We start from the raw sequence: 25,138 nt of genomic DNA on the forward strand, positions 1-25,138 counted from the left end.
AACTGCGAAGAATAGTATAGGATTCTTTCTCCGAACCCCATCGAGAAGAAGGCAAAGTTTCATGACAACCACTGCCAAAGACATTATCAAACGCATCAAGGACGAAGAGATTGAGTGGGTAGACCTGCGCTTCACCGATCCGCGCGGCAAGTGGCAGCATTTGCAGATGTGCTCCGGAGCGATGGGCGAAGACGAGTTCGAAGACGGCCTGATGTTCGACGGCTCCTCGATCGAGGGCTGGAAGGTGATCAACGAAAGCGACATGATCCTGCGGCCGGATCTCGATGCGGTATATTCCGATCCTTTCTCCGCGACCCCGATGCTGGCCGTTTTTTGTGACATCGTGGAACCGGGCGATGGCTCGCTCTACGCGCGCGATCCGCGGTCCACAGCAAAACGCGCCGAGGCGTTTCTGAAGACGACGGGCCTTGGCGACACCGTGTATGTCGGCCCGGAACCCGAATTCTTCATGTTCGACGATGTCCGGTTCGAAGACGGGTATGACCGCAGCTATTTCAAGATCGACGATATCGAACTGCCGACCAACACCGGCCGCGAATATGAAATGGGCAATCTGGGCCATCGTCCGCGCGCCAAGGGCGGCTATTTCCCGGTGCCTCCGGTAGACAGCACCATGGATGTGCGCGCCGAAATGGTGTCGACGCTGCTCGAAATGGGCCTTCCCATGGACAAACATCATCACGAAGTTGCAGCAGCGCAGCATGAGCTGGGCGTCACTTTCGGCACCCTGACCCAGACGGCTGACCGTGTTCAGGTCTATAAATATGTCGTGCAGATGGTTGCCCAGGCCTATGGCAAAACGGCCACCTTCATGCCCAAGCCGATCAAGGATGATAACGGCTCCGGCATGCACACCCATATGTCGATCTGGGACAATGGCAAGCCAACCTTTGCCGGCAACGGATATGCTGGTCTCAGCGACAACTGCCTCTATTTCATCGGCGGTGTCATCAAGCATGCCAAGGCACTGAACGCATTCACCAACCCGACGACGAACAGCTACAAGCGTCTCGTTCCGGGCTTCGAAGCACCGGTTCTGCTTGCCTATTCCAGCCGCAACCGTTCTGCGTCCTGCCGGATTCCCTATGGCTCCGGCGACAAAGCGAAACGCGTCGAATTTCGATTCCCCGACCCGCTGGCCAACCCGTATCTGTCCTTCTCGGCACTTCTCATGGCCGGTATCGACGGTATCGAAAACCGGCTCCATCCGGGCGATGCCATGGACAAGAATCTGTACGACCTTCCGCCCGAAGAGCTGGCGAATGTGCCGACCGTTTGCGGATCGCTGCGCGAAGCGCTTGAGTCCCTCGAAGAGGATTATGAGTTCCTGCTCAAGGGCGATGTCTTCTATCGCGAACAGATCGAAGCCTATGCCGCACTCAAATGGGAAGAAAATGCCCGGCTGGAAACGACGCCCAGCCCGGTCGAGTATGACATGTACTATTCGTCCTGATTACCGCTACGGAATCATGGAGCAGGGCCTGGTGGCGACACCGGGCCCTTTTTCTTTGCCCCGCCTTCCTTGCGTCCTCGGCCTTCGCAAAATTGCCCGTGAGCCGCCTGGCGCGTTGAACAGACGCGCTCTCTGTCCTATCTTGGTTGCAAATACGAACCGATTATCCCCGAATCACAGGAGCGGAATGCCATGCACAGCTATCTGAAGCAGTATATCAACGGCGAATGGGTCGAGAGTGAAGGCGGCACCCGCCATGAAGTGATCAACCCGGCAACCGAAGAGCCGTGCACGGAAATCATGCTCGGCAGCCAGGCCGATACCGACAAGGCAGTCGCTGCGGCCAAAGCGGCTTTCGAAAGCTTCTCGCAGACCAGCGTCGAAGAGCGCATCGCGCTGCTGGAACGGATCGCCGAAGAATATAAGAAACGCATTCCCGACATGGCCGCCGTGATGGCGGATGAAATGGGTTGCCCGATCGCCATCGGCAATGCCGCGCAAGGCCCCGCCGGCCTCGGCCATATCCTGAAAGCCGCCGAAGCGCTGAAAGAATTCGAATGGGAAGAAAAGCTCGGCCCGGCGCGCGTCGTGCATGAGCCGATCGGCGTCGTCGCGATGATCACGCCGTGGAACTGGCCGATGAACCAGATTACCGCCAAAGTGGCTCCTGCTCTGGCCGCCGGTGATACGATGGTTCTCAAACCGTCCGAAGAGACGCCGGGCACGGGCGCGATCATCGCCGAGATCATGGACGCCGCGGGCGTTCCAGCCGGTGTGTTCAACCTTGTCCAGGGCGACGGTCTTGGCGTCGGCACGGCGCTGACCAAACACAAAGACGTCGACATGGTCAGCTTCACCGGCTCGACGCGCGCCGGCATCATGATCGCCAAGAACGCCGCCGATACGGTGAAACGCGTTCATCAGGAACTGGGCGGCAAGACGCCCAATATCATTCTCGAAGGCGCGAATATCGCCGAAGCCGTACCCAATGGACTGCAGGGCGTGATCATCAATTCCGGCCAGAGCTGCATCGCGCCGACCCGCATGCTCGTGCATGAATCACAATATGATGAAGCCGTCGCAACCGCCAAGGGCGTGATGGAAAGCGTCCAGGTCGGTAATCCCACGGAAATGGGCGCGCATATCGGCCCGGTCGTCAACGCTGCCCAATATGAGAAGATCCAGGGCCTTATCCAGAAGGGTATCGATGAGGGCGGCACGGTTGAAACCGGCGGCACCGGGCGCCCCGACGGCGTCAACCAGGGCTTCTATGTCAAGCCGACGGTGTTCTCGAACATCACCCCCGACATGACGATTGCCCGCGAAGAGATTTTCGGCCCGGTCGTCACGGTCATCAAATATAAGGATGATGAGGAAGCGCTACGGATCGCTAACGACACGGAATATGGCCTGTCGGCCTGTGTTTACGGCCCGGCCGAGGAAGCCGGGAAATTTACCGGCAAGCTCCGCGCCGGCCTCATCGGCGTGAACAATTGGGGCCCGGTCCCGGACGCGCCGTTCGGTGGCTATAAACAGTCCGGCAATGGCCGCGAGATGGGCAAATATGGCCTGCGCGAGTTCATGGAAGTGAAATCGGTTATCGGCGAGCCTGCCTAGGTTCGACACCGACCCGAGCAAAGAGAGGGCGGCGGGAGCGTTCCTGCCGCCCTTTTTTGCCGCCGCCGCCGCCCACCGGGCATGGCCTGATTTGCAATCCGCCTTATTCGATTGACTCCGACATTCGTCGTAATTACGGCAAGGGCAGTTTTTTGTTGCCGGGAGAATAATTGATGAGGATGCCGAACAGAATGTCTGCGGGAACCACGGCGGGCCTGGTCCTCCTCATGGCAACCGGCATTGCGTTACCCGGGCCGGCACCGGCTCAAACGCACGGAACAGACGGGGAAAGGGCGGCGGATCAATCGTCCCTGCCGCAGCTCAGAACCTCCGAGATGGTCGTTCAGGTCCAGATCGGGAATGAGCCGGAATTCGCATGGACCGTTGTTCCCGAAATTTCGCCGGACAAATTGCGCGTGGGCTGCACCGCCGATGCAACCACAAGGGTATCGTTCACTTCGGACCTCGAATCCCGTGAATTCACAGTTTCCGGCACCGATTTTCTCCAGTTCAATATCGTCAATCCGGACGGGCAGACTGCGCTGACCGAAATCGAATGCATCCCGCCGCGGCTTCGATTCCCGGGTGATTATGCCGTTTCTCCTGCTGAAAATCGCGATTTCTCCCGCGACCTCAACTCAGGCACCCTCGCCGCTCATATTGAACAGATGGTCGAGCAGAGGCGCATTCCCGGTCTCGCCGTCGTCGTGACCCAGGGATCCCAAACGCTGTTCCAACGGGCGTTCGGCGTGGGCGACCTTGAAAGCAACGCGCCCTTTACGTCCGCCACTCCAGTCCAGCTCGCCTCCGCAACAAAATTTTTCACCGGCCTGCTCATGCTGTCGCTGGCGGAAGACGGCGTCATCGATCTGGCCGCCCCTCTCGGGGACTATTTGGCGGATGCCCCCGAAACATGGCGGAACGTTCCTCTGTGGCGCATCCTCAATCACACATCGGGCATACCGCGTATTCTCGCCGACGAACGCTTTCAAGCCTTGCCGGAAGACGAGCAGCTTGGGCTGACGCAGCGGGAGATGTTCGCGATGCTGGAGGCCATGCCACTGGATTTCGAACCCGGCAGCGCGATGCGGTACCAGCAAAGCGGCTATGCAATTCTGGCGATGGCGATTTCCGAGCGCACCGGGCTGAATTGGGACGAACTGCTGCAGGAGCATGTTTTCGGCCCCGCCGGCATGACCGACACCCGTTTCGCAGCGCAGGCGACCGGGGCGCTCCCTGTCTATCAGCTCGATCGGGGAGCCTTGTCCGAGGCGCACAATCCGTATCCCGGCCTGCTGAGGATGGGCGGAGGCTATCTCACTACAGCCTCGGATATGGCACGGCTTTTTGCCGCAATTGCCCAGGGCAGCATCGTATCCGAAGCGTTTCTGGAGTCGCAGATATTTGCCGACGAACGGATAGACGCAGACAGCAATTATAGCCTGGCCACGATCGTCAAGACATTCGCCGGAGAACGGTTGATCGGTCACAGCGGCGGCGGCGGGCTCGCCGATATCCGCTACGCGCCAGGTTCCGGTGTCGGGATTGCCGTCCTCTCAAATCGGCTGGGCAGCATCATCTCCCGGGACATCACCGACGAAATATCGGAATTGCTGTTCGGAGAAGCGGCGGCGGACTAGCGCTGTTCCGCGGCCAAACTAATAATCCCGGCTGATCTGGAGGTTGGTCTCGACCCGCCCGAGCGTGCTGATGCTGGAGAGCAGCGAGAGCCAGCGCGTGATGCGGAACTCGGTTTCCGTCGCAGAATAGCCCTGCCCGTCGCTGATCACTTCCACGAACAAGCGGCGCGTTACGTACACGCCCGCGGCAACGGCCGTTCCCCGGCCTTCAGCGGGATCCGCGGGAAGCACGCGCAAACGGTCAAGCCCGATCGCATCGCGCACCGCGTTGATCGGATTCAGGCCGCCGCCCCCGCCGGTCTGGAGCGAAGCAACGGCGGCACCCAGCTGCAAGGCCTCAGGCGCAGAGAGGTTGGTGATCGACGTGCCGAACAGCAAGCGGCTGAGAAGCTCGCTCGTCGGGAGTGCCGGCGTGCTGGTAAAACGGATTTCCGGACTGTTGCCCGTACCGCCGATATTTATCATCGCGTCCAGGCCTTCCGCGTCGCCCACAGCGACGATGTCGAGAACCGGATCGACAGGCTGGTTGCCGTAAAATTCTATCCGGCCGCGCTCCAGCTCGAAACTCCGGCCGGCAAATTCATAACTGCCCCGCCGCAGGTTCATCGCACCCAGAATCTGGAAGTTCTCGAGTGGGCCCCGCACATCGATATCGGCGCTCCACTCGCTATCGAGCCCCAGGCCGCGCACCATGAAGCGATTGCGGGCATTCACATCGACATTCAACGTCCAGTTGACGGGAACCGGCCGGTCTTCCGGTTCATCAAGGGGGCGATTGATCTCCGTCACATTGAGTGTCGGTACAATGATCGACGGCGCCGCCTGTCCCAATGCGAACTCACCCCGCACCATATCGAAATCGCCCCTGATTTCGCCAACGGGTCGCGCATTGGCCGTGCCTATCGCCGTGCCTGGCGGCGCACGTAGCGTAATCGTTAGTGGGCCGCTCACCTGCGCCGAAATATCGTCGCGGCGCAGCAACCAGGCCCGGTCCGCCTCCAGCTCGACATTCATGCCGAACCCGCTGGCCAATCCCAGATCGAAAGAGGCGCTGCCGGATATGGAACCGCCCCCCGGGGTCGTGCCAGACAGGCTGGGAAATTCGAGGCGGGATTGACGGACGATGCCGTCATCGGTCAGCGTCTGGGTAATGGCGAATGTCCCATCGCTCGACACGCCCTCTACCACCGTGCCGGTCAGGGCGCTTTCCAGCCTCCCGTTTCGCACCTTCAGTTCACCCGAGACATCCGGCGTATCGAGCGTCCCCTCGATATTGAGATCCGCAAAAAGCGGGCCTGACAGGCTGAGAACCTCGTTACCGGTGAGCTGCCACAATGTTTCCGCGGAGCCATTGTAGCGCAGTTCGGCGAAGAGTGGCGCCACTGCGAGCAGGTCACCAAAATTCCCCTCGCCCGCAATCGGATCGAGCCGCGCCTGGAAGCGCATGATTTCCTCGCCATCGCTTTCCATTATCGCCCGGGTGGCGAGGCGGCGATTTTCGAGCCGGGCATTGATCCCGAGGTTAACCGGGCGCGGTCGCAGCGCGAAGCCTTCCCGTGTCAGGCTGCGAATGCGCAGCTCGACATGTCCAGTCGGGATATTGCTGTCGTCGCTTTGACGATAATGGACCATGCCAGTCGCAAGGCCTCCAAAGCCGGTGTCGGGATAGGCAATGTCGATAAGCGACAGCGGGACACTATCGACGTTCGCGTCGACCTGCGTGACCGAACCGCCAAAGCGGCCCGAGAGCGTGGCGCCGCCGCCCGCATAACTGATCGTACTTTCCGGAATCACCCAGCCATTTTCGTCCTGCCGAATGGTCAGAGGCGTCAGTTCGATGGGCTCACCGCGGAATGAGCCGCCGCCCTCTATCCCTATATCGCCGGGCGCAATGACCGCCTGGGCCGAGAAATCAAAATTGCGCCCGCGCGCGCCGCCCAGATTGAAGTCGGCCGTACCATGGCCTCCCTCGAGCTCTACCGATCCGTCGAAACGGGCAAGCGAAAGATTGCGTCGACGCAGGCCATAAAGTTCGACACTGCCTTCCAGGCGCGGCAAGTCTTCCAATGGCCGCCAGCGGAGATCGAGCATCGCCCGGCGAACCGTCGCATCGATCTCGCCGCCGAGCCGCGCATTTTCCGCATCGATATCGACCACAACCAACTGCTCACCGCCCTCCGTCAGGAGTTGGATATCGCCGGTCACGCCAATCCCCGTCAGCTCCAGCAAGCCAACCATGCCACCATCCCTGAATGCAAAGCCGCCAGACGTCCGCGTGTCGGCCACAAGCAGTTCGGATACGGTGATGGACACCGGCGCGCCTGTCGGCAGGGCGACGACGCCCGACGATGCAAATGGCCCGCCCATTGACTGGCCTGTCGCCGTGTAGAGATAGCCGCGCTCATTTGGCTCAAGAACGGCATTCACATCGGCGACTCTTGCCGAAGGCACCGGGTTGGCCAGTGTAAGTTCAACACGGGGCCGGGATGGCGCGCCCTGCGCTGTCACCGTCAACGGCCCATATTGCGCCTGTTGGCCCGATCCCGAGATATAGAGTTCGCCTCCGCCATCCAGATAGCCGCTGCCATTGAACCGCAGCGAAGGCGAACGGAGTTGCATGTCGGTGAAGGCGAAGCGACCATCCGGCCCATAGGCGATGGAAGCGTCGACGACAGGCGGGCCGCCCGACAATGTCTGGAAAAAGCTGTTCTCCAGCTGGCGTGTGACAGCCCTCGCCTCCCCGGCAATAACAAAATTTCCACCGGAGGCCGGCCGCACATCAACCCGCGTACGAATGTCGAAAATGCCTAGGCCCGGAAGGCGGAATCTATCGATGTCGCCGTTGAAGGCCGCCGCATAATTGCCCGAAGCCAGATCGTAAATCGTAGAAATATCGCCGCGCAAACGATCGGACCGCAAGAGCAGATCGTCGCCAACAATCTGCTCGTCCGTGATCAGCAGATTGCCATCCACCGATACGTTGCGCACAACATCATCAAAGGTTTCGCCAAGACCAGTGATCCGGCTGGCTGTTGCGGCTACCGGCAAAGTGAATGGCGTCTGGCCGAGCCGGCCCTCCCCACCGATACGCAGATTATCGAAGCCCGTACCGCCAAATGCGGCGCGCGGGGCGGTCAGCTCATACCGGAATTCCGCGCGGTCGAACGGACCATCAAGGCCCACAGACATGCGGACATCGGACCCACTCATATTGGCGACAAGGGCCGAAGGGTCGAGGAGCCGGAAGCGCGCAGCAAATCCGTCAAAGGCGCTTTCGGCCAGATCGAGAACGCCCCGGCCCTCAATGACCGCAGATGGCGAGCGGATATCGAAATCGCCTGCCAAGCTGCGGTTTTCCAACGTGGCCCGGGCGCTCAAATTCATTTCAGGTGCGGTGAGTCGGCGCAGAACCCCCGGGTCCAGCAACTCTGTGGAGCGCACTACGCCGCCCAGAACAAAGGCTCCGTCATTCGCTTCAAGATCGAGATCGACAACCCGCGCTTCGCCGCTATCAATTTGTGCCCGTCCGTTCCAGCTTTCCCACGTGCCGCTGCCGGCAATGTCCATGGCCAGCGAACGCTCGATTCCGGTGAGCCCTGCAAGAATTCCGTCTTCCGGCGCGTAGAGCTGCAGGTCGACATCGAAAACATCGCCGTCCGGTTCGGCATCAAGAGCGAAAGTCAGCCGCTCACCGCTGTCGAGCGACTGGCTACGCAGTTGAACGAGCGCGCGGCCCGACCGGATATCGGCATTGCCCGCCAGCGACACATGCTCCCTCTGCCCGGCCACTGCTTCCTCGAACCGTAGCCGCACAATATCCAGCGAACCGACATGGATATCGAAGCCCGGCAGGATCGGCTGTCCCTCCTCTTCCGACGGAACAAGCGCGGGCGTGCGGTGCAGGATCGCAAGATCCGAAGACAGGCTGTCGATATGCAGCCGGTTGTCGAGCAGAAACAGCCCGGGCTGCCAGTCCAGATCGAGTTCCGGAGCTTCGAAAAACAGGCCTTCGGGATCATAAAGCCTGAGATCGGATATCGTCATCCGGCCATAGATCGATCCGTCGATCCGTCCGATCCTGACCCTCAGGCCGTTGGCTGGCTCCAGCGCTTCTATACGGTCGATCAGGAAACGCCTGCCCGGCGGCGTATCGAGCGCAAACAGGGTGACAAAGATAAAGGCCAGCACACCGGCAATACCGTACAGCGCCCATCGCGTTATCCGCCGCCGGCGGGGTGTCGCCGAAATATAATCGACATCCTCCGGAACCGCATCTGCAGTCGCGCCCGCCATCAGAAAGCCTGTCCGAGCGAAACATAGATAGCGATCACGGGATCGCCGGGCTGCGGATTGAGCGGCGTACCGACATCGAGGCGGATCGGGCCGAAATTGCTGTAATAGCGAAAGCCGAGGCCAGTCCCGAACCGCAAATTGCTGAAATCGGGATAGAGGTCGGTATAGATCGCACCGGCATCGATAAACGGAACAATCCCGAAATTGCCGAAGCGATAACGGGCTTCGATCGCCATCTCGACAAGGCTGCGCCCGCCAATCGGATCGTTGTTCGCATCGCGCGGACCGATCGACTGATAGCTGTATCCGCGCACGGACCCGCCGCCACCCGCATAGAAACGCCGGGAGGGTGCGATATTGTTTGTCGACGCGCCGGGTATGCCTCCAAGCCTGATCCGTCCGGCAAAAGTCAGGGCATCCATCAACGGGAAATAGGCACTTCCATCGAGCTGCACCCGCGCATAGCCAAAGGTGCCGTCATGGAAGGATAGCTCTGGCGATACGAACGCGGACAGGCGGACGCCGCTCTCCGGATTCAGCAGATCCCGGGTTCCATCGTAATTCAGGCTCATCGGGATGGCGCCGATAAGAAACGTCTCGCGCTGCCGCATCCCAGCGGCACCCACGACATCGCGTTCGTCGGATGCCAGGAGCTCAAGCCCGAGCGACCAGAACCACTGCTTCTGCCACAGCTGGTTGGAAATGCGCTCGAAGCTGGCGGTGAAGCCGGCCGTGCGAGCATCGAAAGCATCGCGATTGGCGTTGCTGGCGAAAAGCTGCGCTGTCAGAATCTGGTCGCGCTCGAGGAAATTGCTGCGCCGCAGACTAACGCTTGCAAATTGTTCGTCCGTGCCGAGGATGCCCCGGAGCGCAAGCGCGCCTTCCGGCCGGATCAGGTTGCGATGCTCCCAACCCACTTCGACGCGCGCGCCCTCTCCCGTGCTATATCCGATCTCGCCGGAAATCGTTCGCGGCGGCGCTGGCTCCATGGCGACGGCAATGTCGACAAGGCCCGGATCGTCGGTCTCGACCGGCGTCAGGTCGACGCGCGATACGAGACCCGTCTGGATGAGGGCCCGGCGCAAATCGTCAACCATCCCGGTCGAATACAGCTCACCGGGTTCGAACCGGGCAATCGTCGCCACATGGTCCGATCCGAAGAGCTCGTCCGCCCCCTGTTCGACCCGGATCCCGCCGAATGAACGCTCTCCACCGGTTTCGACGGGCAGGGTCAATCTGGCGATGCGGCTGGCGTGATCGACGATCACCTCTTCTTCGCCCATCTCGGCAAAAGGATATCCGCGATTGCCCAGTTCAACGGCAAGATTGGCCTGCGCTGACGTTACCGCCGCGGCGTCAACCGGATCGTCCTCGCGAACCGGGAATTGCTCTCTCAGCTCGTCGGTTCGATCTCCCGCAGCGGCAAGGCCGGGCAGGTCCACGCTCGCAAAGCGGTACAGCGGACCAGCCTCGATATCGAATATGACCTCGATTCTTTCCTGACCGGTTTCGCCGCTCAGTTCGGTTACAACCTGGGAGTCATAGTAACCGTGCGACCGTAACAGTTCGCGCAGCAACTCACGGTCGACATCGGCGCGCCGGTCGATCTGGGCGACGACCGCCGGGTCGCCGTCCCGCTCCCGCAGGACGGACAAGGCCCGGAACTGGGACCGGATTTCGCCGGCCTCGTCGAGATTATCGAGCCCGCGAAGCACTACGGAATAGCGCTGTTCCGTATTTATAGCGATGGCGTTTCGACTTGCTGCGGTTTCCGAATCCGCAACGACCGACATGTCCGGCCAGGCAACGCCGAAATCGTCAAACTCCGTAAGCGGTTCGGACTCGGCAAAACCCGCATTGGCATCGAGCGGCTGCAGCTCGCGCGTCGTCAGCGACTCGACCTCGTTCGCGACATCCTCTGCAAGGGTATCGGCCGGGGTTTGCGCGACAAGCGGCAGCGGAGTGCCCAGCGCGCAAAACAGCATGAACGAACCGAAATACGCCCGGCCCGGTTTGATCAACCCGGTCATGCCCGGCTGGTAGCGCGAATAGTGCTTGATCGCCAAACAAATACGCCAAAGTCGTTGGGAAAAAAGTCGTGCCTGTTAATGCAGCGAGGACGCGACACCGCCACTGTCCATCCACTCGACGAGCCGCTTGATCTGGCGCCAGCGGCAGAAATGGACGACATTCCCCTTTTCCCGGCTTTTGCCCGCACGGGCGGCCGCTTCTTTTCCGGCAAGCGATCCATATTCTTCGATAAGGTTCGCCGCGTCGGACACGGCTTCACGATCCGAAATGTAGAATTGCTCGTGCATGGAATGAAGATCCTGTTTTCTGCCAGGCGTCACCGATCCGGTCTGGCGGAAACCCTCTACCCGGAAAGCGTTTCACATCTCGCGGCGAAACTGGTGAAGAAGCCGTTAGCCATTCTCCCGGGTGACAGTCGCAAACGCCGCTGTCATAGCGGGCGGCATGACGGAAAAACCAAGACAGGGACAGTTTGGCGGCGGTATATTCCTGGCTATCGGCCCGTTTGCCGGCCTGGCTGTCGGCACGGCTGTCGGCCAGCCGACGATCGGCTTGCTAGCTGGAATCGCCATCGGCACAGTCCTCGCGCTCGCCTTCTGGCGGTTCGCGCGCTAAGCCAGCCGGCGCCCGGCCCAGACAACCCGGCCGATAACTTCCACCGAATCCAGATCGCAGTCAGGCCAGTCCGGATAACCGGCATTGTCGCTTTTTATGGTGAACCGGCGATTGGCCGGGTTCATCGCGATCCGCTTGACGATCAAGGCATTGTCGTCACGCAGTACGTAAATACCGTCGCGAAGACGCTCAGCTCCATCCCCCCGGCTCACGAGAATTTCATCTCCGTCCGACAGGGTTGGCTCCATCGAATCCCCGAAGACGGTGATGATCGATAGTTCAGCGGGGTCGCCCCCCGCCAGCTTGCGCAGCCAGCGGGCAGGAAAAACAATCTGCGACAGTTCCTGTTCGTCGTCCGCCAATGCTCCCGGTCCTGCCGAGGCGTTTACGGCGAACTGGCGGATCGCGACCATGTCACGGCCCGGACGCCAGCCATCTGCAGGGTTTTTCCTAGACACGTTCTCGGCGGGTGCCCCCAGCATCCGTTCATCGACGGCAAAATATTCGGCAAGTATCCGGCGGTCCTGCTCAGCCAGACGCCGGGGCGTTCCTCTCTTTATAAACTGTTGAATATAGGCCGCATTTCGCCCGATCATCCGCGACAGGGCTGAATAGTCGTCACCGCGCTCGCGCGCCAGACGCTCCAAAACTTTCCGGGGCCCATGTTCATCCATATCGGCATCATACCGATAGGAATATTCCTAGACAAGTAGGAAATTACGTTTGAGATAGGAATTTCCCTACTGGCTCCGAGTCGCCGGATCGCCAGCAACCTGGAGAAAAAGGATGAGCCTACTGATCGACATCGACCGTTTTCTGCGTCGCTCCGGCATATCGCCTACCCGTTTCGGCCGCGAGGCTGTAAACGACCCCCGTTTCGTCTTCGATATTCGCAAAGGGCGCGAGTGCGGCGGCAAGGTCAGCGCGCGTGTTTACGCCTTCATGGCCAAGGCCGAAGGCAAACCTGGCCAGTGCGGATGAGCGATACGACCGCAGCCGCCGGCCTCGCGCCGCTGGTCCGTGCGCTGGCAAAACGCAGCCGCGCGCAGCCCATTTTGGAGAACGCGCGGTCGACGCCATGGTCGAGCATTACATTTACCGGTGCACGCCACCGATTTTCATTGCGATTTGAGAGTGATCGGGCGGCCCGCCATGCGCACGCGATGTGCGATGGTCTCAACTATGCGGAATTCGAACTGGGCGCCCATCTGCTGGTCGATATCGCGATCCTCGACAACCGCGTGAGTGCCACCGGCTGTACGCTCACCGTCGAAGCGCTGACGATCGCCAATGACTGAACCGGCTAGCTTGCCTTGCCGGAAACCTTTTGCAGGGCATTGAGCGCTTCGCGAAGCGCCGCATCATGATTGCTTCCGGACTGGCTTTGCGGTTCAGCCTGGGGATGCGGTGTCACATTCTCATGAACGGCATCGGCAAAACCCTTGGGCGCGCCATGTTTGCGGGCCTGTTTCCGTTTGAGTCCGGCCTCCAGCCGCGCAACCAGATCCGCCAGTTCGGCCTTTATCTCGGAAGGTGCATTTACCGCATCCGATGGCGCACTCGCATCTTCCTGTTCGTGCGTTTCCGGGGCACCGTCTTCGGCTGTGGCCTCGCGTTGCGGCAGGGGTATTTCGAATATCGGTTCGGGAATATCGGGCGTGTCATCCACTGCTTCTGCCACCGGCGGAATTGCGGCTGCCTCCTCTTCAAGAGGCTCCTCTTCGGCTTTGGCAGATTCCACGAAATCCGTCTCATCTTCGGCAAATCCTTCAAGCTCGAGAATATCCGGCGCGTCGGCAGTTTCATCCGTCTCGCCGGGCGCAGCTGTAACGAGCTCAAGTGGGATGCCCATTTCGTCACCAGCCATGATCGGACGGCGATACGGCGCATCGGGATGGCTGTCCGCACGGCGGATTCGCGGACTTTCCTCGTCTGCTTCGGATTGCGCATAATCAAATCGGCCATCCGCTCGTTTCTGCGATTTACGGCCCAGTATGGCCGTCAGCACAGCCCATGCCCCGAGTGTAACGACCAGGGCGGCGATCAGGGCGAAAACGATCCGCGCCCGTGCGCCCAAAGGCGGCTCAGCAGCAGTAAGAATGCCCGGCAGGCCGGTTTCGACGACAAACGCCTCGAACCAGGGATTCGGGGTCATCAGGATCAGCGCTGCAACGATGAGCCCGGCAACCGCCGAAGCGACTGGAACTTTCGGAAGTTTCGCAATCACATTCGGCAGCGAAACGCCATTTCTGATCGCATCCAAATTCATATTCATAACCTAAACAGCCTTGCCGGTGAGTTTTTGGTAAACAGGGGCATAACGGGAAATGTTTGACGACCAGTTACGATCGCGCTCAACAAATGCGCGCGCGGCATTGCGGCGCTCATCCCAATTTTCGCGGTGGGCGAACATATCTGCCAGCGCTGCCGCCAGAGCTTCGGGGTTATCCGGCGCAAAAAGCGTTCCCGTAACGCCATCTTCAATCAGTTCCCGATGGCCGCCGACGTCCGATGCGGCAACCAGCCTTTTTTGCGCCATTGCCTCAAGGGGCTTGAGCGGCGTCACCAGCTCGGTGAGGCGCATCTTCTTGCGCGGATAGGTGAGAATATCGATCAGGCTGTAAAACCGCTCGACCTCTTCATGCGGAACCCGCCCGGTGAAATGGATATGGTCTGCAACATCGGATTGCTCCGCCTGCGCCCGCAGCGCATCGTCCATCGGCCCGCCACCGACCAGCAACAGATGTGCATCGGGCCGCGCCATCACAAGCCGCGGCATCGCGGCGATCAGGTCGTCAAGGCCTTCATAATCGTAAAAACTTCCGACAAAGCCGACGACATCCTTGCCGGAAAGCCCCAATGACCGGGCAAGCTTCGCATCTGCCGGCGAAGGATCGCCAAACAGCGCCATATCGACGCCGTTCGGGGACACCATGATCTTGTCGCCATCGACGCCGCGGCGAATAAGGTCGAGACGCAGTCCTTCGCAAATCACGGCAACTGCATCGGCCTGGTTCGCCGCATGCGTTTCGAGCATGCGGGTCAGCCAGTATTTCGGCGAATTGACGCTGCCCGTGCCGTTGCCAACGGCCGCATCTTCCCAGAAGGCGCGAATCTCATATATCAGCGGCAGGTTCCGGCGCCGCGCCACACGCAGGGCCGCCATGGCGTTGAGAACCGGCGAATGGACATGCAGCTGATCGGGCTTCCACTCTTCGGCTACCGCCTCGATCCGTTCGGCAAGCAGGGCAATCTCGCGCCATTCGCGCAGCGGCGGCGTCATCGTTTCGGGCGGCGGTGTGCGATAGAAGGTCAGACCATCGATAGTTTCGACATCGTCGCCGTCGGCCGTGTGCCGCGAGCCGGTTACCCCGGCAACCTCCCAGCCGCGCGCTATCTGCGCCTTGAGGATCGCACGCGTCCGAAAGGTGTAACCGCTGTGCATCGGCATGGAATGATCAAGGATGTGCAAAATACGCATGCCCATGCCTTCGCACAAACTGCTTAACGCCCCGCTAACCGCTGCACTGTAGATGGGACAGTGAGGCATCGTGTCTGGGAACCGGAAAACCGCAATGATTGATATATTTTCGTTAGCGCTGAGCCATGGGCTGTTGCTCCTTGTCGCTTGGCGCCTGATGTCCCGGCCCGATCTCGACGATGACGGCGCCGACGGCGGCCCGCGGAAAACCGACCTGATCGGCCGACCGATAAAGAAATCCGGTGCTGCCGGGGACCCGGAGCCGGTCTCCAATGCGTGATCTCGGCCTGGCCGGTTTTCTGGGTGCCTTGCTTGTGCTGGGCATCCGCCGGCCGTTCCTGTTCATTCTCGGCTATATCTACATCGATATCGTCTCGCCGCAGCATATCTCCTATTTCCTGCTCAGCAGCCTGCCGGTTTCGCTGGTGATGTTCGCACTCGCGATTGTCGGTTGGGTGATTACGGACAAGAAAGACGATGTGCGGATCGCGCCCCGGCAGATCCTGATGGCGCTGCTCCTTATCTATTGCGGGCTCACAACCTATTATGTCGCCGACTTCCAGGCCGAGGCTTTCGAAAAATGGGATTGGGTCTGGAAATCGATGGTCTTCGCGATCTTCCTGCCGCTGGCCTTGCGCACCAAATTACGGATCGAAACCGCCCTGCTCTTCATGATCCTGTCGCTGGCGGCAATCGTGATCGGCGCCGGATTGAAAACCGCACTGGGCGGTAGCGGCTATGGCAGTTTCGCCATGATGGTGGACAGCAACAGCGGCCTTTATGAGGATTCGACGCTGGCCATGGTCGCCGTCATGGTCATCCCCATCATCCTCTATTTCGTAAAAAACGGCACCGTTTTCCCACCGGACTGGCGGGTTTCCGCTTTTTGCTATGCGCTTATTTTCGCCTGTCTGCTAACACCGATCGGAACGCAGGCCCGCACCGGCCTGATCTGTATTGCCGTGCTGGCGATCCTTTTGCTGCGCGATTCAAAACGGCGAGGGTTGCTGATTGCCGGAGCGGCAGTAGGCGGGCTCCTTGCGATCCCCCTCCTCCCCAGCTCGTTCGCCGAACGTATGGGCACCATCCGAACCTATCAGGCGGACGAATCCGCCAGCACCAGAATTGCCGTGTGGCGCTGGACGTTCGATTATGTGCAGGAACATCCTCTGGGCGGCGGGTTTGAAGCCTATCGCGGCAACAGCTTCTCCTATTTCACCAGCGAGGCTGCGGAGTCCGGCGGCACCACAACGATCAGCCGCAGCTTCGTCAACGATCGCGGCCGGGCCTATCACTCCGCCTATTTCGAAATGCTCGGCGAGCAGGGCTGGATCGGCCTTGGGCTCTGGTTGGCCATTCAGGGCATCGGCATTCTGCGCATGGAGTGGCTGCGCCGGCGCTATCGCGGCGAACGGGCACCACCGGGTTATAAATGGGTGTCTCCGCTGGCTACAGCATTGCAACATGCACAGCTGATCTATCTGGTCGGCGCCCTGTTTGTCGGCATTGCGTTCCAGCCATTCGTGCTCATGCTGCTGTCCGTCCAGATCGGACTCGACACTTATCTAGCCCGCATTCGCAAGCGCGACGGCTTTCAGCCGCTAAGGGAAACGTCGGAGGCCTCGTCCGGGTTTTCGACCGCGATGCGCGCGCGATCATGAACGGCAAGCCCGATCTCACCGCGCTCACCTCATTGCGCGGCATCGCTGCATGGTATGTGGTTCTCTACCATATCCGCATGTCGACTACCGACATCCTCTCGCCGGAAGCGCTGGCGATATTCTCCAAGGGATATCTCGCAGTCGATTTTTTCTTCTTGCTCTCCGGGTTCGTGATCTGGCTTAGCTATCGCGACCGGATATCCGAGAACGGGATCGCGGCGATACCTTCCTTTCTGGCCCGCAGATTCGCCCGCATCTATCCACTCCATTTCGCGATCCTGTGCGGCGCGATCGTTTTTGCGCTCATGCTTGCCGCAACGGGGAGAGCCAGCCCGCAGGAGTTTCCGATACGGGAGTTGCCGCTGCACCTGCTTCTGATCCAGAACTGGGGCTTCACGACTGATTTGAACTGGAACGACCCGGCCTGGTCGATCAGCACGGAAACCGCCGCCTATCTGATATTCCCCCTCATCGTCCTGGCAGTCGACTGGCGCCAGGTGCCGACTTTGACGCTGCTCATGCTGATCGGTCTGCTCACACTCCTCCTGCACAATTTCTTCGTCGCGATGGACGCGCCGCTGCTCGACAGCAATATCCCCCAAACCGGATTGGTCCGATGCCTGCTCCAATTTACCATGGGGACGATCCTTTGCGCGCTCTGGCTCCGCTGGCGAGACCATCCGGCCAAACCCGCGCTGCTTGCCATGGCGAGCACCATTCTCGCCGGTGTGCTGGGATTGACGGGCATGGTCGCAGAAACGCTTGTCGTACCGCTCGCCTTTTCAGGTCTGTTGTTGACGGCGGCCTTGACCGCCACCATGCCGCGCAACCCGCTCACCGCAGCTCCGCTGCACTATCTGGGCGAAGTCAGCTATGCGACCTATCTCTCCCATTTCCTGTTGTTCGTGCTCTTCAAAATCCTCTTCGTAGGCGAAAACGGGCAGATGGGCTGGGCTGGGCTTACCGGCTTCCTCGCGCTCACGCTCATCGTCTCGATCGGGCTGTATCATGCCGTAGAACGCCCGGCTCAACGCTTCCTCAATGCGCGATTCGACCTGTTGTTCGCAAGGAAAGCGCCCGCTGGCTGACGGCTTTGCTCGACAAGGCGGCCGATACCATATTAAGAGCCGTCTCAACCATGACCGAACCGACCTCCATCGAAATTATCCCCGACATCACCGAAATGAATGTCGCCGAACGACTTCACAAAGTCGGGCAGGACGCCATCACATGGCTTGATACCCATACGGCAGAGATTCTCATCGGCCTCGGTTTCGCGGCGATTATCGTGCTCGTGATGGTCGGGCTGCGGCGCTACGGACGCCGCTGGTACGAACGCAATACCAGTCTGGAAACATGGCAATCGGTGGTCGGCCGGACGATGGCCAAGACGCGCACATGGTTCATGATAGCGCTTGCGCTGGAAGTCGTCGCCGTCTTCTCAGACGCCCCTGGCCTTATCGCCCGATCAATCGGCTTCCTGTTTTCGATCGCGATGGTGGTTCAATCCGCGATATGGGCCCGCTCCATCATTCTCGGCTTTGTCGAACACCGGACGAGAACCGACGAAAGCTCGAGCGAAGCGCTGGGCAGCGCGATGAAACTGATCCGCGTGCTGGTTACATTCGGCGTCGTGGCGATCGCCGGTATCGTGGTGCTGGACAATCTGAACGTCGACGTGACCGGCCTCGTTGCTGGCCTCGGGATCGGCGGGATCGCAATCGGTCTTGCGGCGCAGGGCATCTTCTCAGACCTGTTCGCCGCGCTCTCGATCATTTTCGACAAGCCTTTCAAGGTTGGCGATGCCGTCCATTATGACGGCACATTCGCAACGGTCGAGCAGATTGGATTGAAATCAACCCGGTTGCGCGCGGTTACCGGCGAAGAGGTCATCATCTCCAATACCAACCTGCTCGACAAGGAGATCATGAACCTGACCCGGCTCAATCGCCGCCGGGTAACCTTCAATGTGGGCGTAATCTACCAGACGCCGCCGGAAAAGGCCCGCCGCGTGCCGGACATATTGCGGGATATCATCAACGCCGAAGGCCACACTTTCATCCGCTCCGGCTTCACCGGCTTCGGCGCGTCGAGCCTCGACTATGAACTGCAGTTCGACGTGCAGAGCGCGAATTACGAGGTCGTCTACAACGCCCGCCATGCCATCGGCATCGCGATCTTTCAGCGCTTTGCCGAAGAAGGTCTGGAATTCGCCTATCCGACGCAAACGACCTTTACCGCGGCCCCCGACGGCGAGATGATCATGCCCTATCCCGAAGGCGGCTGGGGGGCATCGGGCGACAGCTGATTCCCTGGGTCAGGTCAGACCGGCGCGCATCCGCTCCAGCGCTGCACCCGCGGTGCCGTCACGAATACGCTCGACGATAACAGCCGCGGCGGCCGCCGCGCCGATCTCTGTCGTGTCTACTTCAATGTCGTAAACCATGTCCCGATGAACGATGCCGAACTGGCCGCGGGCCTGCCCTGCAATACGGTCACCGCGCGCGACCTCGCGACGCTCCAGTTCTCGCAACCCGCAATGCACGCCAACGAACAGCGCATCGAGGCCATCGAGCGCAACCAGTCAGTCTTTGCGCAAATCGGCATCCAGAATGACCTCGTCGAGAATCAGATTCACGCCGGCGCGGGCCATGGCCGCGATGGCGCGATGATGCGCGTTGAGCACCGCGCGGCCAAAACTGCCAAGCGCAAGGCGAACACCTCCGTCGCCCTCTTCCTTCACGAACGACACCCCGTCCGGATCATTGTGCAACCCGGCTGGGATCATCCGCAACGCATCGTCGATGCCAGTCGTCAGATACGGTTCGTCAAACGCATCTTGCAGTGCCCGCGCGATGCTCGATTTGCCCGCAGACGTGCATCCGTTGAGGATTAGGATCATCATCAGCGTCCGGCGGCACCGCCGCCTAAAGCCCCAGCCCCACATCGTCGAGCGAGAGAAGCGAGGCGTTTCCGCCCGCGCTCGTCGTATCGATGCTTGTCACACGCTCGGCGCAGAAGCGCGGCAGATAATGCGGGCCGCCGGCCTTTGGTCCGGTTCCCGACAGGCCTTCGCCGCCAAAGGGCTGCGACCCCACAATCGCGCCAATCATCGATCGGTTGACATAGAGATTGCCCACACGGGCCCGCGCCTCGACCAGCTCGCTACCCCGCGCAATGCGGCTGTGCAGCCCCATTGTCAGGCCGAAGCCCTTGGCGTTGACGCGTTGGACAGTCTCTTCGAGCTTGCCCGATTTCCAGGTAGCAACATGCAGCAACGGGCCGAACCACTCGGTTTTGAGATCGTCCATACTATCCAGACGGATCAATGTCGGGGGCACAAAGCGCCCTTTTTCGGGCACTTCAAGCGTCTTGACCCAGCGATCCTTCATCGCCGCCCGATGCGTCATCAGCTTGTCATAAGCGGCATCGTCTATCACGGGGCCGACATCCGTTGCCGGATCTGCCGGGTCGCCGACGATCAGCGCATCCATGGCCCCGGTCAGCATTTGGATCATATGCTCGGCGACTTCTTCCTGCACGAGCAGCAACCGAAGCGCCGAACAGCGTTGGCCAGCCGAACCGAATGCAGAAAGAAGTACATCGGCAACCACCTGCTCCGCCAGCGCGGTTGAATCGACGATCATTGCGTTGACGCCGCCAGTTTCGGCGATCAGCGGTACAATCGGGCGGTCGTCCCCTTCCAGCAGGCTTTGCGCGATTTTCTTCGCTGTCGGGGTGGAGCCCGTAAAGGCGACGCCAGCGATGCGAGGGTCGCCGGTCAATGCCGCGCCCACAGTCGGGCCGCCCGGTACCAGGATCAGTGCGTCTTCCGGCACTCCGGCCAGATGCGCGAGCCGCACGGCCTCGGCGGCGATACGCGGCGTTTGCGGTGCCGGCTTGGCAATTACCGTATTGCCGGTGACCAGCGCCGCGGCGACCTGCCCCGTAAATATAGCCAGCGGAAAATTCCAGGGCGCGATACAGGTCCACACGCCGCGCCCCTCCATCCGCAGGATATTGCTCTCGCCCGTCGGCCCCGGAAGTTCCACCGGCTGCAGCTTTTCGACAGCTTCGCCCGCGTAATAGCGGCAGAAATCGATGGCCTCTCGCACCTCCGCCAGCGCATCGGGGATGGTCTTGTTGGCTTCATGGACCGCCAGCGCCATCAGCTCGCCGCGGCGCTCTTCTAACAGGTCGGCAAGGCGGATCATGCATGCTGCGCGGTCCTCGATCGGCAATCCCGACCAGCCAGGAAAGGCCCTGGCCGCGCGGTCGACGAGCGGTGCGACATCTGTCACGGGCTCCGGTTCGGGGCCGATGCCGGAGCGCCCGGCAATGCCTTCCTTCACCCGTTTCAGCACCCGCCAGTCTTCCAGATCCAGACCCTGGCTGTTGGGTCGCTGCGGCATGAACAGATCGCCGGGCAGCGGAATGCTGGGATGGCGCGTTCCGCCCACCGCAACGATCCTGTCCACCGGATCCGCCAGCAGCTGTTCATCGGTCAGATGTTCATCGGCAAGTTGATGGACGAAGCTCGAATTCGCGCCATTCTCAAGCAGCCTGCGCACGAGATAGGCCAGCAAATCGCGATGCCCGCCGACCGGGGCGTAAATCCGGCAACGATGCCCTTTTTCGCGCACCAGCCGCTCGAACAGCCCCTCGCCCATGCCGTGAAGCCGCTGAAACTCGAAACTGGCGGAACCGTCTTTACCGCGCGGGCCCGCCCATTCGATGATCGTGGCCGCCGTCAGCGCGTTATGCGTCGCGAAGGCGGGTCGGATCGCCTTGGCTTCGAGCATGTCCTTCGCACAGGCGAGATAGCAGACATCGGTTGCGGCCTTGCGGGTGAACAGCGGGTAATCGGGCAGGCCCATCTCCTGGCTGTGCTTGATCTCGCTGTCCCAATAGGCACCTTTGACAAGCCGCACCGGCATCATCCGCCCCGTCCGGCTGGCCAGAGCCTCGGCCCAACCGATCGTGCGCTGCGCGCGCTTACCATAAGCCTGGATTGCCATGCCGAAGCCGTTCCATCCTTTGAGCGCGGGAAGCTCGGCAACCGCCTCTATGATATCGAAGCTCATTTCGAGCCGCTCCGATTCCTCCGCGTCCACCGTCAGCCCGATACCCGCCTTGGCGGCCGCTTCAGCCAGTGTCTCCAGCCTTTCGGTCAGATAGGGGACGCACCTGCCCCATTGAGCCACCTCGTATCGCGGATGCAGGGCGGACAGTTTGACGGAAATCGAATGATTGGCTTCGGTAGAACCTCCGCTGCGGGCCTTGCCAACGGCCTCAATGGCACCGAGATAGGACGTGAAATAGCGCTCGGCGTCCGGGAAAGTGCGCGCCGCCTCGCCCAGCATATCGAAGCTTGCGGTAAAGCCCCTATGCTCAGGTTTTTTCATTCGTTTGATCGCTTCCTCGATCGTCCGGCCCATCACGAAAATCTCGCCCATCATGCGCATCGCCGCGCCGACAGCCTGGCGAACAAAGGGTTCGCCGGATCGCGCGATGAGCCGTTTCAGGGCATTGGCCTGTTGATTCTGGCCGACCAGTGCCCTGCCGATTACCAGTCCCCAGGTGGCCGAATTGACCAGTTGCGAATGCGAATGACCGGCATGGCTGCGCCAATCGCCGTCACCCAGCTTGTCGGCGATCAACCGGTCCGCCGTATCGGGATCGGGCACGCGCAAAAAGGCTTCGGCGAGGCTGAGCAACGCCACCCCTTCGGAACTATTGAGCCGGTATTCCTGCAGAAACTGGTTCACCCAGCCCGTCCGCTGACCCTCGCGCAGATCGGCCAGAAGTTCGAGGGAAGTCGCGACGATACGATCACGTTCGGCGGCTCCGAGTCGCGCACGCTCGAGAAGCGGTGCCAGCACTTCGGGTTCGGGCGCTCTGTGTACCTCTTCCATATGGAGCCATGCGGCTGACGTAGCGGAATCGGGATCGTGCATCTGGCTGGGCATGAACGGGCCTTGCGGTTCGAGGAATTGGCTTCCACTATGGTCGGGAAGCGAGCGCTATTTAGCAGATTTTTGCAAAGAGGAAACGCATATGAGCACCGTCAGCATTGACGAAATGATGAACATGGTTGGACAGCCTCTCGGCTCATCCGAATGGGTTCTGGTCGATCAGGAAATGATCAACAAATTTGCCGATGCCACGGGCGATCACCAGTTCATTCATGTGAACGAGGAAGCCGCGAAGATGACGCCGTTCGGCACGACGATTGCCCATGGTTTTCTTACGCTTTCCCTTTTCCCCCGATTGATGGCTGAATCTGATTGTCCGCGCCCCGAAGGCGTGAAAATGGGCGTCAATTATGGCGGCAACAAAGTTCGTTTCCTTGCTCCGGTAAAATCCGGCAAGCGGGTGCGCGGCCATTTCAAGCTGCTCGAACTGATTGAAAAACGCCCGAACCAGTATCAGCAAACGCTCGAATTTTCCGTCGAGATCGAAGGTGAAGACAAGCCGGCGCTGATAGCGGAATGGATTAGCCAGTTCTTTACATGACCCGTATCGCGCCTCTGACCCGGCCCTATCCCGAGGCTCTCGCCCCGGCCCTTAACGCGCTGACGCCGGAAGGCGGCGATGCGCCGATGCTGTTCCGCATCATCGGCACGTCCCAGCGCGCGTGGGAAAAATTTACCGGCGGATCGCTGCTCGACAAGGGCCCCCTCCCCATGCGCGAGCGCGAACTGGCGATCTTCCGTACGGCGGCCCGGATCGGCGCGGACTATGAATGGGGCATGCATGCCACGCTCTTTGCCGAGCGCTGCGCCATTGATCGCGATCAGCTTGAGGCGCTGGCCAACAAGGACGCCGAGTCCGGTGGCTGGTCTGAGAGCGATGCGGCATTGATCGCCACGGTTGATATCCTCATCGACCGCCGCCATCTTGACGATGCAGAATTTGCCCGGATTTCCGAGCATTTTTCATCGGATCAGATATTCGAAATTGTTCAGCTTGTTGCCTTTTACCAGGGCGTCGCCCTTATCATCGGTACATTCGATATTCCCCAGGAACCCGGCACTTCGCCAATTCCGGCCTAGTTATCTGAAATATTAAGGAGTTTCACCATGCGTGACGCAGTCATCGTTTCCACCGCCCGTACACCGATCGGCAAAGCCTATCGCGGCGCTTTCAACAACACACTGGGCCCGACCCTGGGCAGCTTTGCCGTCAAGGCCGCTGTCGAGCGGGCTGGCATCGAAGGCGGCGAAGTCGACGACTGCATCATGGGTGCCGCCCTTCAGCAGGGCTCTACCGGCTCGAATGTCGGACGCCAGATCGCGCTGCGCTCGGGGCTGCCATTCACCGTGTCTGGCATGACGATGGACCGCCAGTGCTCGTCCGGCCTGATGTCGATCGCAACCGCTGCCAAGCAGGTTATCGTTGACCGGATGGACTGCGTTGTCGCCGGCGGCCTTGAATCGATCTCGCTGGTGCAGACCAAGGAAATGCGCGTCCAACCCGATCCCGCGCTGATCGCGATGCACAAAGATGTCTATATGCCGATGCTGGGCACCGCAGAAACCGTCGCCAAGCGGTACAATATCAGCCGCGAAGCCATGGACGAATATTCGCTGGAATCGCAGAAGCGGACGGCCGCAGCGCAGGAAGCCGGCAAGTTCGACGACGAAATCGTCCCGACCACGACAACCAAAATCGTGGTCGACAAAGCCACCGGCGACACCAGCGAGGAAGAAGTCACGCTTACCAAGGACGAAGGCAACCGCCCCTCGACGACGCTCGAAGGCCTACAAAGCCTCCAGCCTGTCATGGGTCCCGATATGACGATCACCGCCGGTAACGCGTCCCAGCTGTCCGACGGCTCATCGGCCAGTGTCGTGATGGAAGCCTCGATTGCGGAAAAAAAGGGCCTGACGCCGCTCGGCCGCTATGTCGGCATGGCGGTTGCGGGCACCGAGCCCGACGAGATGGGCATTGGCCCGGTCTTCGCGATTCCGAAGCTTCTCGAACGGTTCGACCTCTCGGTGGACGATATCGGGCTTTGGGAACTGAATGAGGCGTTCGCCGTGCAGGTTCTCTATTGCCGCGACACGCTCGGCATTCCGAACGAGCTGCTCAACGTCAATGGCGGCTCGATCTCGATCGGCCATCCCTATGGCATGACGGGCGCGCGCTGCACCGGCCACGCGCTGATCGAAGGCAAGCGCCGCGGCGCCAAATATGTCGTCGTCACCATGTGCGTCGGCGGCGGCATGGGCGCAGCGGGACTTTTCGAGGTCCTCTAAGTCGATCCCAGAATGAAGAAAAAGGGGCGCCGGAATTGACCGACGCCCCTTTTTTTTCATTGGGC

The 25,138-nt window shown here is 60.6% G+C and carries 20 protein-coding genes and 1 pseudogene; 13 read left to right on the top strand and 8 right to left on the bottom strand.

The genetic code is table 11. The annotated features are described in order from the left end of the window. The first annotated feature begins 61 nt into the window (after positions 1-61). The 3 genes from glnA to DFR46_RS05655 all read left to right on the top strand — a co-directional run bounded on the left by glnA (position 62) and on the right by DFR46_RS05655 (position 4,731). Positions 62-1,474: a type I glutamate--ammonia ligase gene (gene glnA / locus DFR46_RS05645; protein WP_116235560.1), complete on the top strand. Its 1,413-nt coding sequence runs from the start codon at positions 62-64 to the stop codon at positions 1,472-1,474. Positions 1,475-1,666: 192 nt separating this feature from the next. After that, positions 1,667-3,091 (top strand): aldehyde dehydrogenase family protein, encoded by a 1,425-nt coding sequence (locus DFR46_RS05650; RefSeq protein WP_116235561.1) that lies wholly within the window; start codon positions 1,667-1,669, stop codon positions 3,089-3,091. Between the two features lie 191 nt (positions 3,092-3,282). Continuing rightward, positions 3,283-4,731 carry a serine hydrolase domain-containing protein gene (locus tag DFR46_RS05655; protein WP_162843398.1) on the top strand — a complete coding sequence of 483 codons (1,449 nt, stop codon included), beginning with the start codon at positions 3,283-3,285 and terminating at the stop codon, positions 4,729-4,731. 18 nt (positions 4,732-4,749) lie between these two features. On the opposite strand, the gene DFR46_RS05660 is transcribed toward DFR46_RS05655, so the two are convergent. From DFR46_RS05660 to DFR46_RS05670, 3 genes are read right to left on the bottom strand one after another with little or no spacing between them, the layout of a single operon-like run. Further along, positions 4,750-9,024, bottom strand: a complete 4,275-nt coding sequence (locus DFR46_RS05660) for a translocation/assembly module TamB domain-containing protein (protein WP_116235563.1) — start codon at positions 9,022-9,024, stop codon at positions 4,750-4,752. Beyond that, positions 9,024-11,090, bottom strand: a complete 2,067-nt coding sequence (locus DFR46_RS05665; protein WP_116235564.1) for an autotransporter assembly complex protein TamA — start codon at positions 11,088-11,090, stop codon at positions 9,024-9,026. The genes DFR46_RS05660 and DFR46_RS05665 overlap by 1 nt, the downstream gene beginning before the upstream one ends. A gap of 39 nt (positions 11,091-11,129) precedes the next feature. Then, the gene (locus tag DFR46_RS05670) at positions 11,130-11,342 is read right to left on the bottom strand and encodes a hypothetical protein (RefSeq protein WP_116235565.1); all 213 of its coding nucleotides are present in this window, start codon (positions 11,340-11,342) and stop codon (positions 11,130-11,132) included. A 157-nt stretch (positions 11,343-11,499) separates the two neighbouring features. Here DFR46_RS05670 and DFR46_RS14785 point away from each other — a divergent pair, with 157 nt between their 5' ends. After that, the gene (locus DFR46_RS14785) at positions 11,500-11,670 is read left to right on the top strand and encodes a hypothetical protein (RefSeq protein ID WP_162843399.1); all 171 of its coding nucleotides are present in this window, start codon (positions 11,500-11,502) and stop codon (positions 11,668-11,670) included. Here DFR46_RS14785 and DFR46_RS05675 read toward each other — a convergent pair. After that, entirely contained in the window at positions 11,667-12,344 is a 678-nt protein-coding gene (locus DFR46_RS05675) for a S24 family peptidase (protein ID WP_116235566.1), read from the bottom strand. The genes DFR46_RS14785 and DFR46_RS05675 overlap by 4 nt on opposite strands. Before the next feature lie 112 nt (positions 12,345-12,456). On the opposite strand from DFR46_RS05675, the gene DFR46_RS05680 reads away from it, so the two are divergent. Both DFR46_RS05680 and DFR46_RS05685 read left to right on the top strand, forming a co-directional pair. After that, a complete protein-coding gene (locus DFR46_RS05680; protein WP_116235567.1) occupies positions 12,457-12,651 on the top strand; it encodes a hypothetical protein in 195 nt (64 codons plus the stop codon). Next, entirely contained in the window at positions 12,648-12,968 is a 321-nt protein-coding gene (locus DFR46_RS05685) for a hypothetical protein (RefSeq protein WP_116235568.1), read from the top strand. Before DFR46_RS05680 ends, DFR46_RS05685 begins: the two co-directional genes overlap by 4 nt. Before the next feature lie 5 nt (positions 12,969-12,973). Here DFR46_RS05685 and DFR46_RS05690 read toward each other — a convergent pair whose 3' ends face one another. After that, complete coding sequence (locus tag DFR46_RS05690; protein WP_116235569.1) at positions 12,974-13,945, bottom strand: hypothetical protein; 972 nt, start codon at positions 13,943-13,945, stop codon at positions 12,974-12,976. A 3-nt stretch (positions 13,946-13,948) separates the two neighbouring features. Next, complete coding sequence (locus DFR46_RS05695; RefSeq protein WP_116237174.1) at positions 13,949-15,151, bottom strand: TIGR04063 family PEP-CTERM/XrtA system glycosyltransferase; 1,203 nt, start codon at positions 15,149-15,151, stop codon at positions 13,949-13,951. Positions 15,152-15,245: 94 nt separating this feature from the next. On the opposite strand from DFR46_RS05695, the gene DFR46_RS05700 reads away from it, so the two are divergent. From DFR46_RS05700 to DFR46_RS05715, 4 genes are read left to right on the top strand one after another with little or no spacing between them, the layout of a single operon-like run. Beyond that, on the top strand, positions 15,246-15,431 hold the full coding sequence (locus DFR46_RS05700; RefSeq protein WP_116235570.1) for a hypothetical protein: 186 nt from the start codon (positions 15,246-15,248) through the stop codon (positions 15,429-15,431). Next, positions 15,424-16,812, top strand: a complete 1,389-nt coding sequence (locus DFR46_RS05705) for a putative O-glycosylation ligase, exosortase A system-associated (RefSeq protein WP_116235571.1) — start codon at positions 15,424-15,426, stop codon at positions 16,810-16,812. Before DFR46_RS05700 ends, DFR46_RS05705 begins: the two co-directional genes overlap by 8 nt. Next, entirely contained in the window at positions 16,809-17,900 is a 1,092-nt protein-coding gene (locus DFR46_RS05710; RefSeq protein ID WP_116235572.1) for an acyltransferase family protein, read from the top strand. Before DFR46_RS05705 ends, DFR46_RS05710 begins: the two co-directional genes overlap by 4 nt. A gap of 50 nt (positions 17,901-17,950) precedes the next feature. Then, entirely contained in the window at positions 17,951-19,120 is a 1,170-nt protein-coding gene (locus DFR46_RS05715; protein WP_245953696.1) for a mechanosensitive ion channel family protein, read from the top strand. A gap of 9 nt (positions 19,121-19,129) precedes the next feature. Here the strand turns inward: DFR46_RS05715 and DFR46_RS14935 are convergent. Next, a pseudogene (locus DFR46_RS14935) lies at positions 19,130-19,759 on the bottom strand (chloramphenicol phosphotransferase CPT family protein). After that, the gene (locus tag DFR46_RS05730) at positions 19,740-22,727 is read right to left on the bottom strand and encodes an L-glutamate gamma-semialdehyde dehydrogenase (protein ID WP_116237176.1); all 2,988 of its coding nucleotides are present in this window, start codon (positions 22,725-22,727) and stop codon (positions 19,740-19,742) included. The pseudogene DFR46_RS14935 and the gene DFR46_RS05730 overlap by 20 nt, the downstream one beginning before the upstream one ends. 142 nt (positions 22,728-22,869) lie before the next feature. Here DFR46_RS05730 and DFR46_RS05735 point away from each other — a divergent pair, with 142 nt between their 5' ends. The 3 genes from DFR46_RS05735 to DFR46_RS05745 are packed head-to-tail and all read left to right on the top strand — an operon-like array spanning position 22,870 to position 25,073. After that, positions 22,870-23,328 (top strand): MaoC family dehydratase, encoded by a 459-nt coding sequence (locus tag DFR46_RS05735; RefSeq protein WP_116235575.1) that lies wholly within the window; start codon positions 22,870-22,872, stop codon positions 23,326-23,328. Beyond that, a complete protein-coding gene (locus tag DFR46_RS05740) occupies positions 23,325-23,867 on the top strand; it encodes a carboxymuconolactone decarboxylase family protein (protein WP_116235576.1) in 543 nt (180 codons plus the stop codon). The genes DFR46_RS05735 and DFR46_RS05740 overlap by 4 nt, the downstream gene beginning before the upstream one ends. Positions 23,868-23,894: 27 nt before the next feature. Then, entirely contained in the window at positions 23,895-25,073 is a 1,179-nt protein-coding gene (locus DFR46_RS05745) for an acetyl-CoA C-acyltransferase (RefSeq protein ID WP_116235577.1), read from the top strand. The last annotated feature ends 65 nt before the right edge of the window (positions 25,074-25,138 follow it).

Origin of the sequence: Parasphingopyxis lamellibrachiae (assembly GCF_003385775.1) — a bacterium.
Lineage (GTDB): Bacteria > Pseudomonadota > Alphaproteobacteria > Sphingomonadales > Sphingomonadaceae > Parasphingopyxis > Parasphingopyxis lamellibrachiae.

What these genes read in the sequence shown, in the direction of transcription:
- DFR46_RS05655 (WP_162843398.1), top strand. Translation starts at nt 3,283, where the DNA reads ATGTCTGCGGGAACCACGGCGGGCCTGGTCCTCCTCATGGCAACCGGC.
- DFR46_RS05735 (WP_116235575.1), top strand. Translation starts at nt 22,870, where the DNA reads ATGAGCACCGTCAGCATTGACGAAATGATGAACATGGTTGGACAGCCT.
- DFR46_RS05705 (WP_116235571.1), top strand. Translation starts at nt 15,424, where the DNA reads ATGCGTGATCTCGGCCTGGCCGGTTTTCTGGGTGCCTTGCTTGTGCTG.
- DFR46_RS05700 (WP_116235570.1), top strand. Translation starts at nt 15,246, where the DNA reads ATGATTGATATATTTTCGTTAGCGCTGAGCCATGGGCTGTTGCTCCTT.
- DFR46_RS05675 (WP_116235566.1), bottom strand. Translation starts at nt 12,344, where the DNA reads ATGGATGAACATGGGCCCCGGAAAGTTTTGGAGCGTCTGGCGCGCGAG.
- DFR46_RS05695 (WP_116237174.1), bottom strand. Translation starts at nt 15,151, where the DNA reads ATGCGTATTTTGCACATCCTTGATCATTCCATGCCGATGCACAGCGGT.
- DFR46_RS05690 (WP_116235569.1), bottom strand. Translation starts at nt 13,945, where the DNA reads ATGAATATGAATTTGGATGCGATCAGAAATGGCGTTTCGCTGCCGAAT.
- DFR46_RS05745 (WP_116235577.1), top strand. Translation starts at nt 23,895, where the DNA reads ATGCGTGACGCAGTCATCGTTTCCACCGCCCGTACACCGATCGGCAAA.
- DFR46_RS05740 (WP_116235576.1), top strand. Translation starts at nt 23,325, where the DNA reads ATGACCCGTATCGCGCCTCTGACCCGGCCCTATCCCGAGGCTCTCGCC.
- DFR46_RS05715 (WP_245953696.1), top strand. Translation starts at nt 17,951, where the DNA reads ATGACCGAACCGACCTCCATCGAAATTATCCCCGACATCACCGAAATG.
- DFR46_RS05660 (WP_116235563.1), bottom strand. Translation starts at nt 9,024, where the DNA reads ATGGCGGGCGCGACTGCAGATGCGGTTCCGGAGGATGTCGATTATATT.
- DFR46_RS05710 (WP_116235572.1), top strand. Translation starts at nt 16,809, where the DNA reads ATGAACGGCAAGCCCGATCTCACCGCGCTCACCTCATTGCGCGGCATC.
- DFR46_RS05685 (WP_116235568.1), top strand. Translation starts at nt 12,648, where the DNA reads ATGAGCGATACGACCGCAGCCGCCGGCCTCGCGCCGCTGGTCCGTGCG.
- DFR46_RS05730 (WP_116237176.1), bottom strand. Translation starts at nt 22,727, where the DNA reads ATGGAAGAGGTACACAGAGCGCCCGAACCCGAAGTGCTGGCACCGCTT.
- DFR46_RS05670 (WP_116235565.1), bottom strand. Translation starts at nt 11,342, where the DNA reads ATGCACGAGCAATTCTACATTTCGGATCGTGAAGCCGTGTCCGACGCG.
- DFR46_RS05650 (WP_116235561.1), top strand. Translation starts at nt 1,667, where the DNA reads ATGCACAGCTATCTGAAGCAGTATATCAACGGCGAATGGGTCGAGAGT.
- glnA (WP_116235560.1), top strand. Translation starts at nt 62, where the DNA reads ATGACAACCACTGCCAAAGACATTATCAAACGCATCAAGGACGAAGAG.
- DFR46_RS05680 (WP_116235567.1), top strand. Translation starts at nt 12,457, where the DNA reads ATGAGCCTACTGATCGACATCGACCGTTTTCTGCGTCGCTCCGGCATA.
- DFR46_RS14785 (WP_162843399.1), top strand. Translation starts at nt 11,500, where the DNA reads ATGACGGAAAAACCAAGACAGGGACAGTTTGGCGGCGGTATATTCCTG.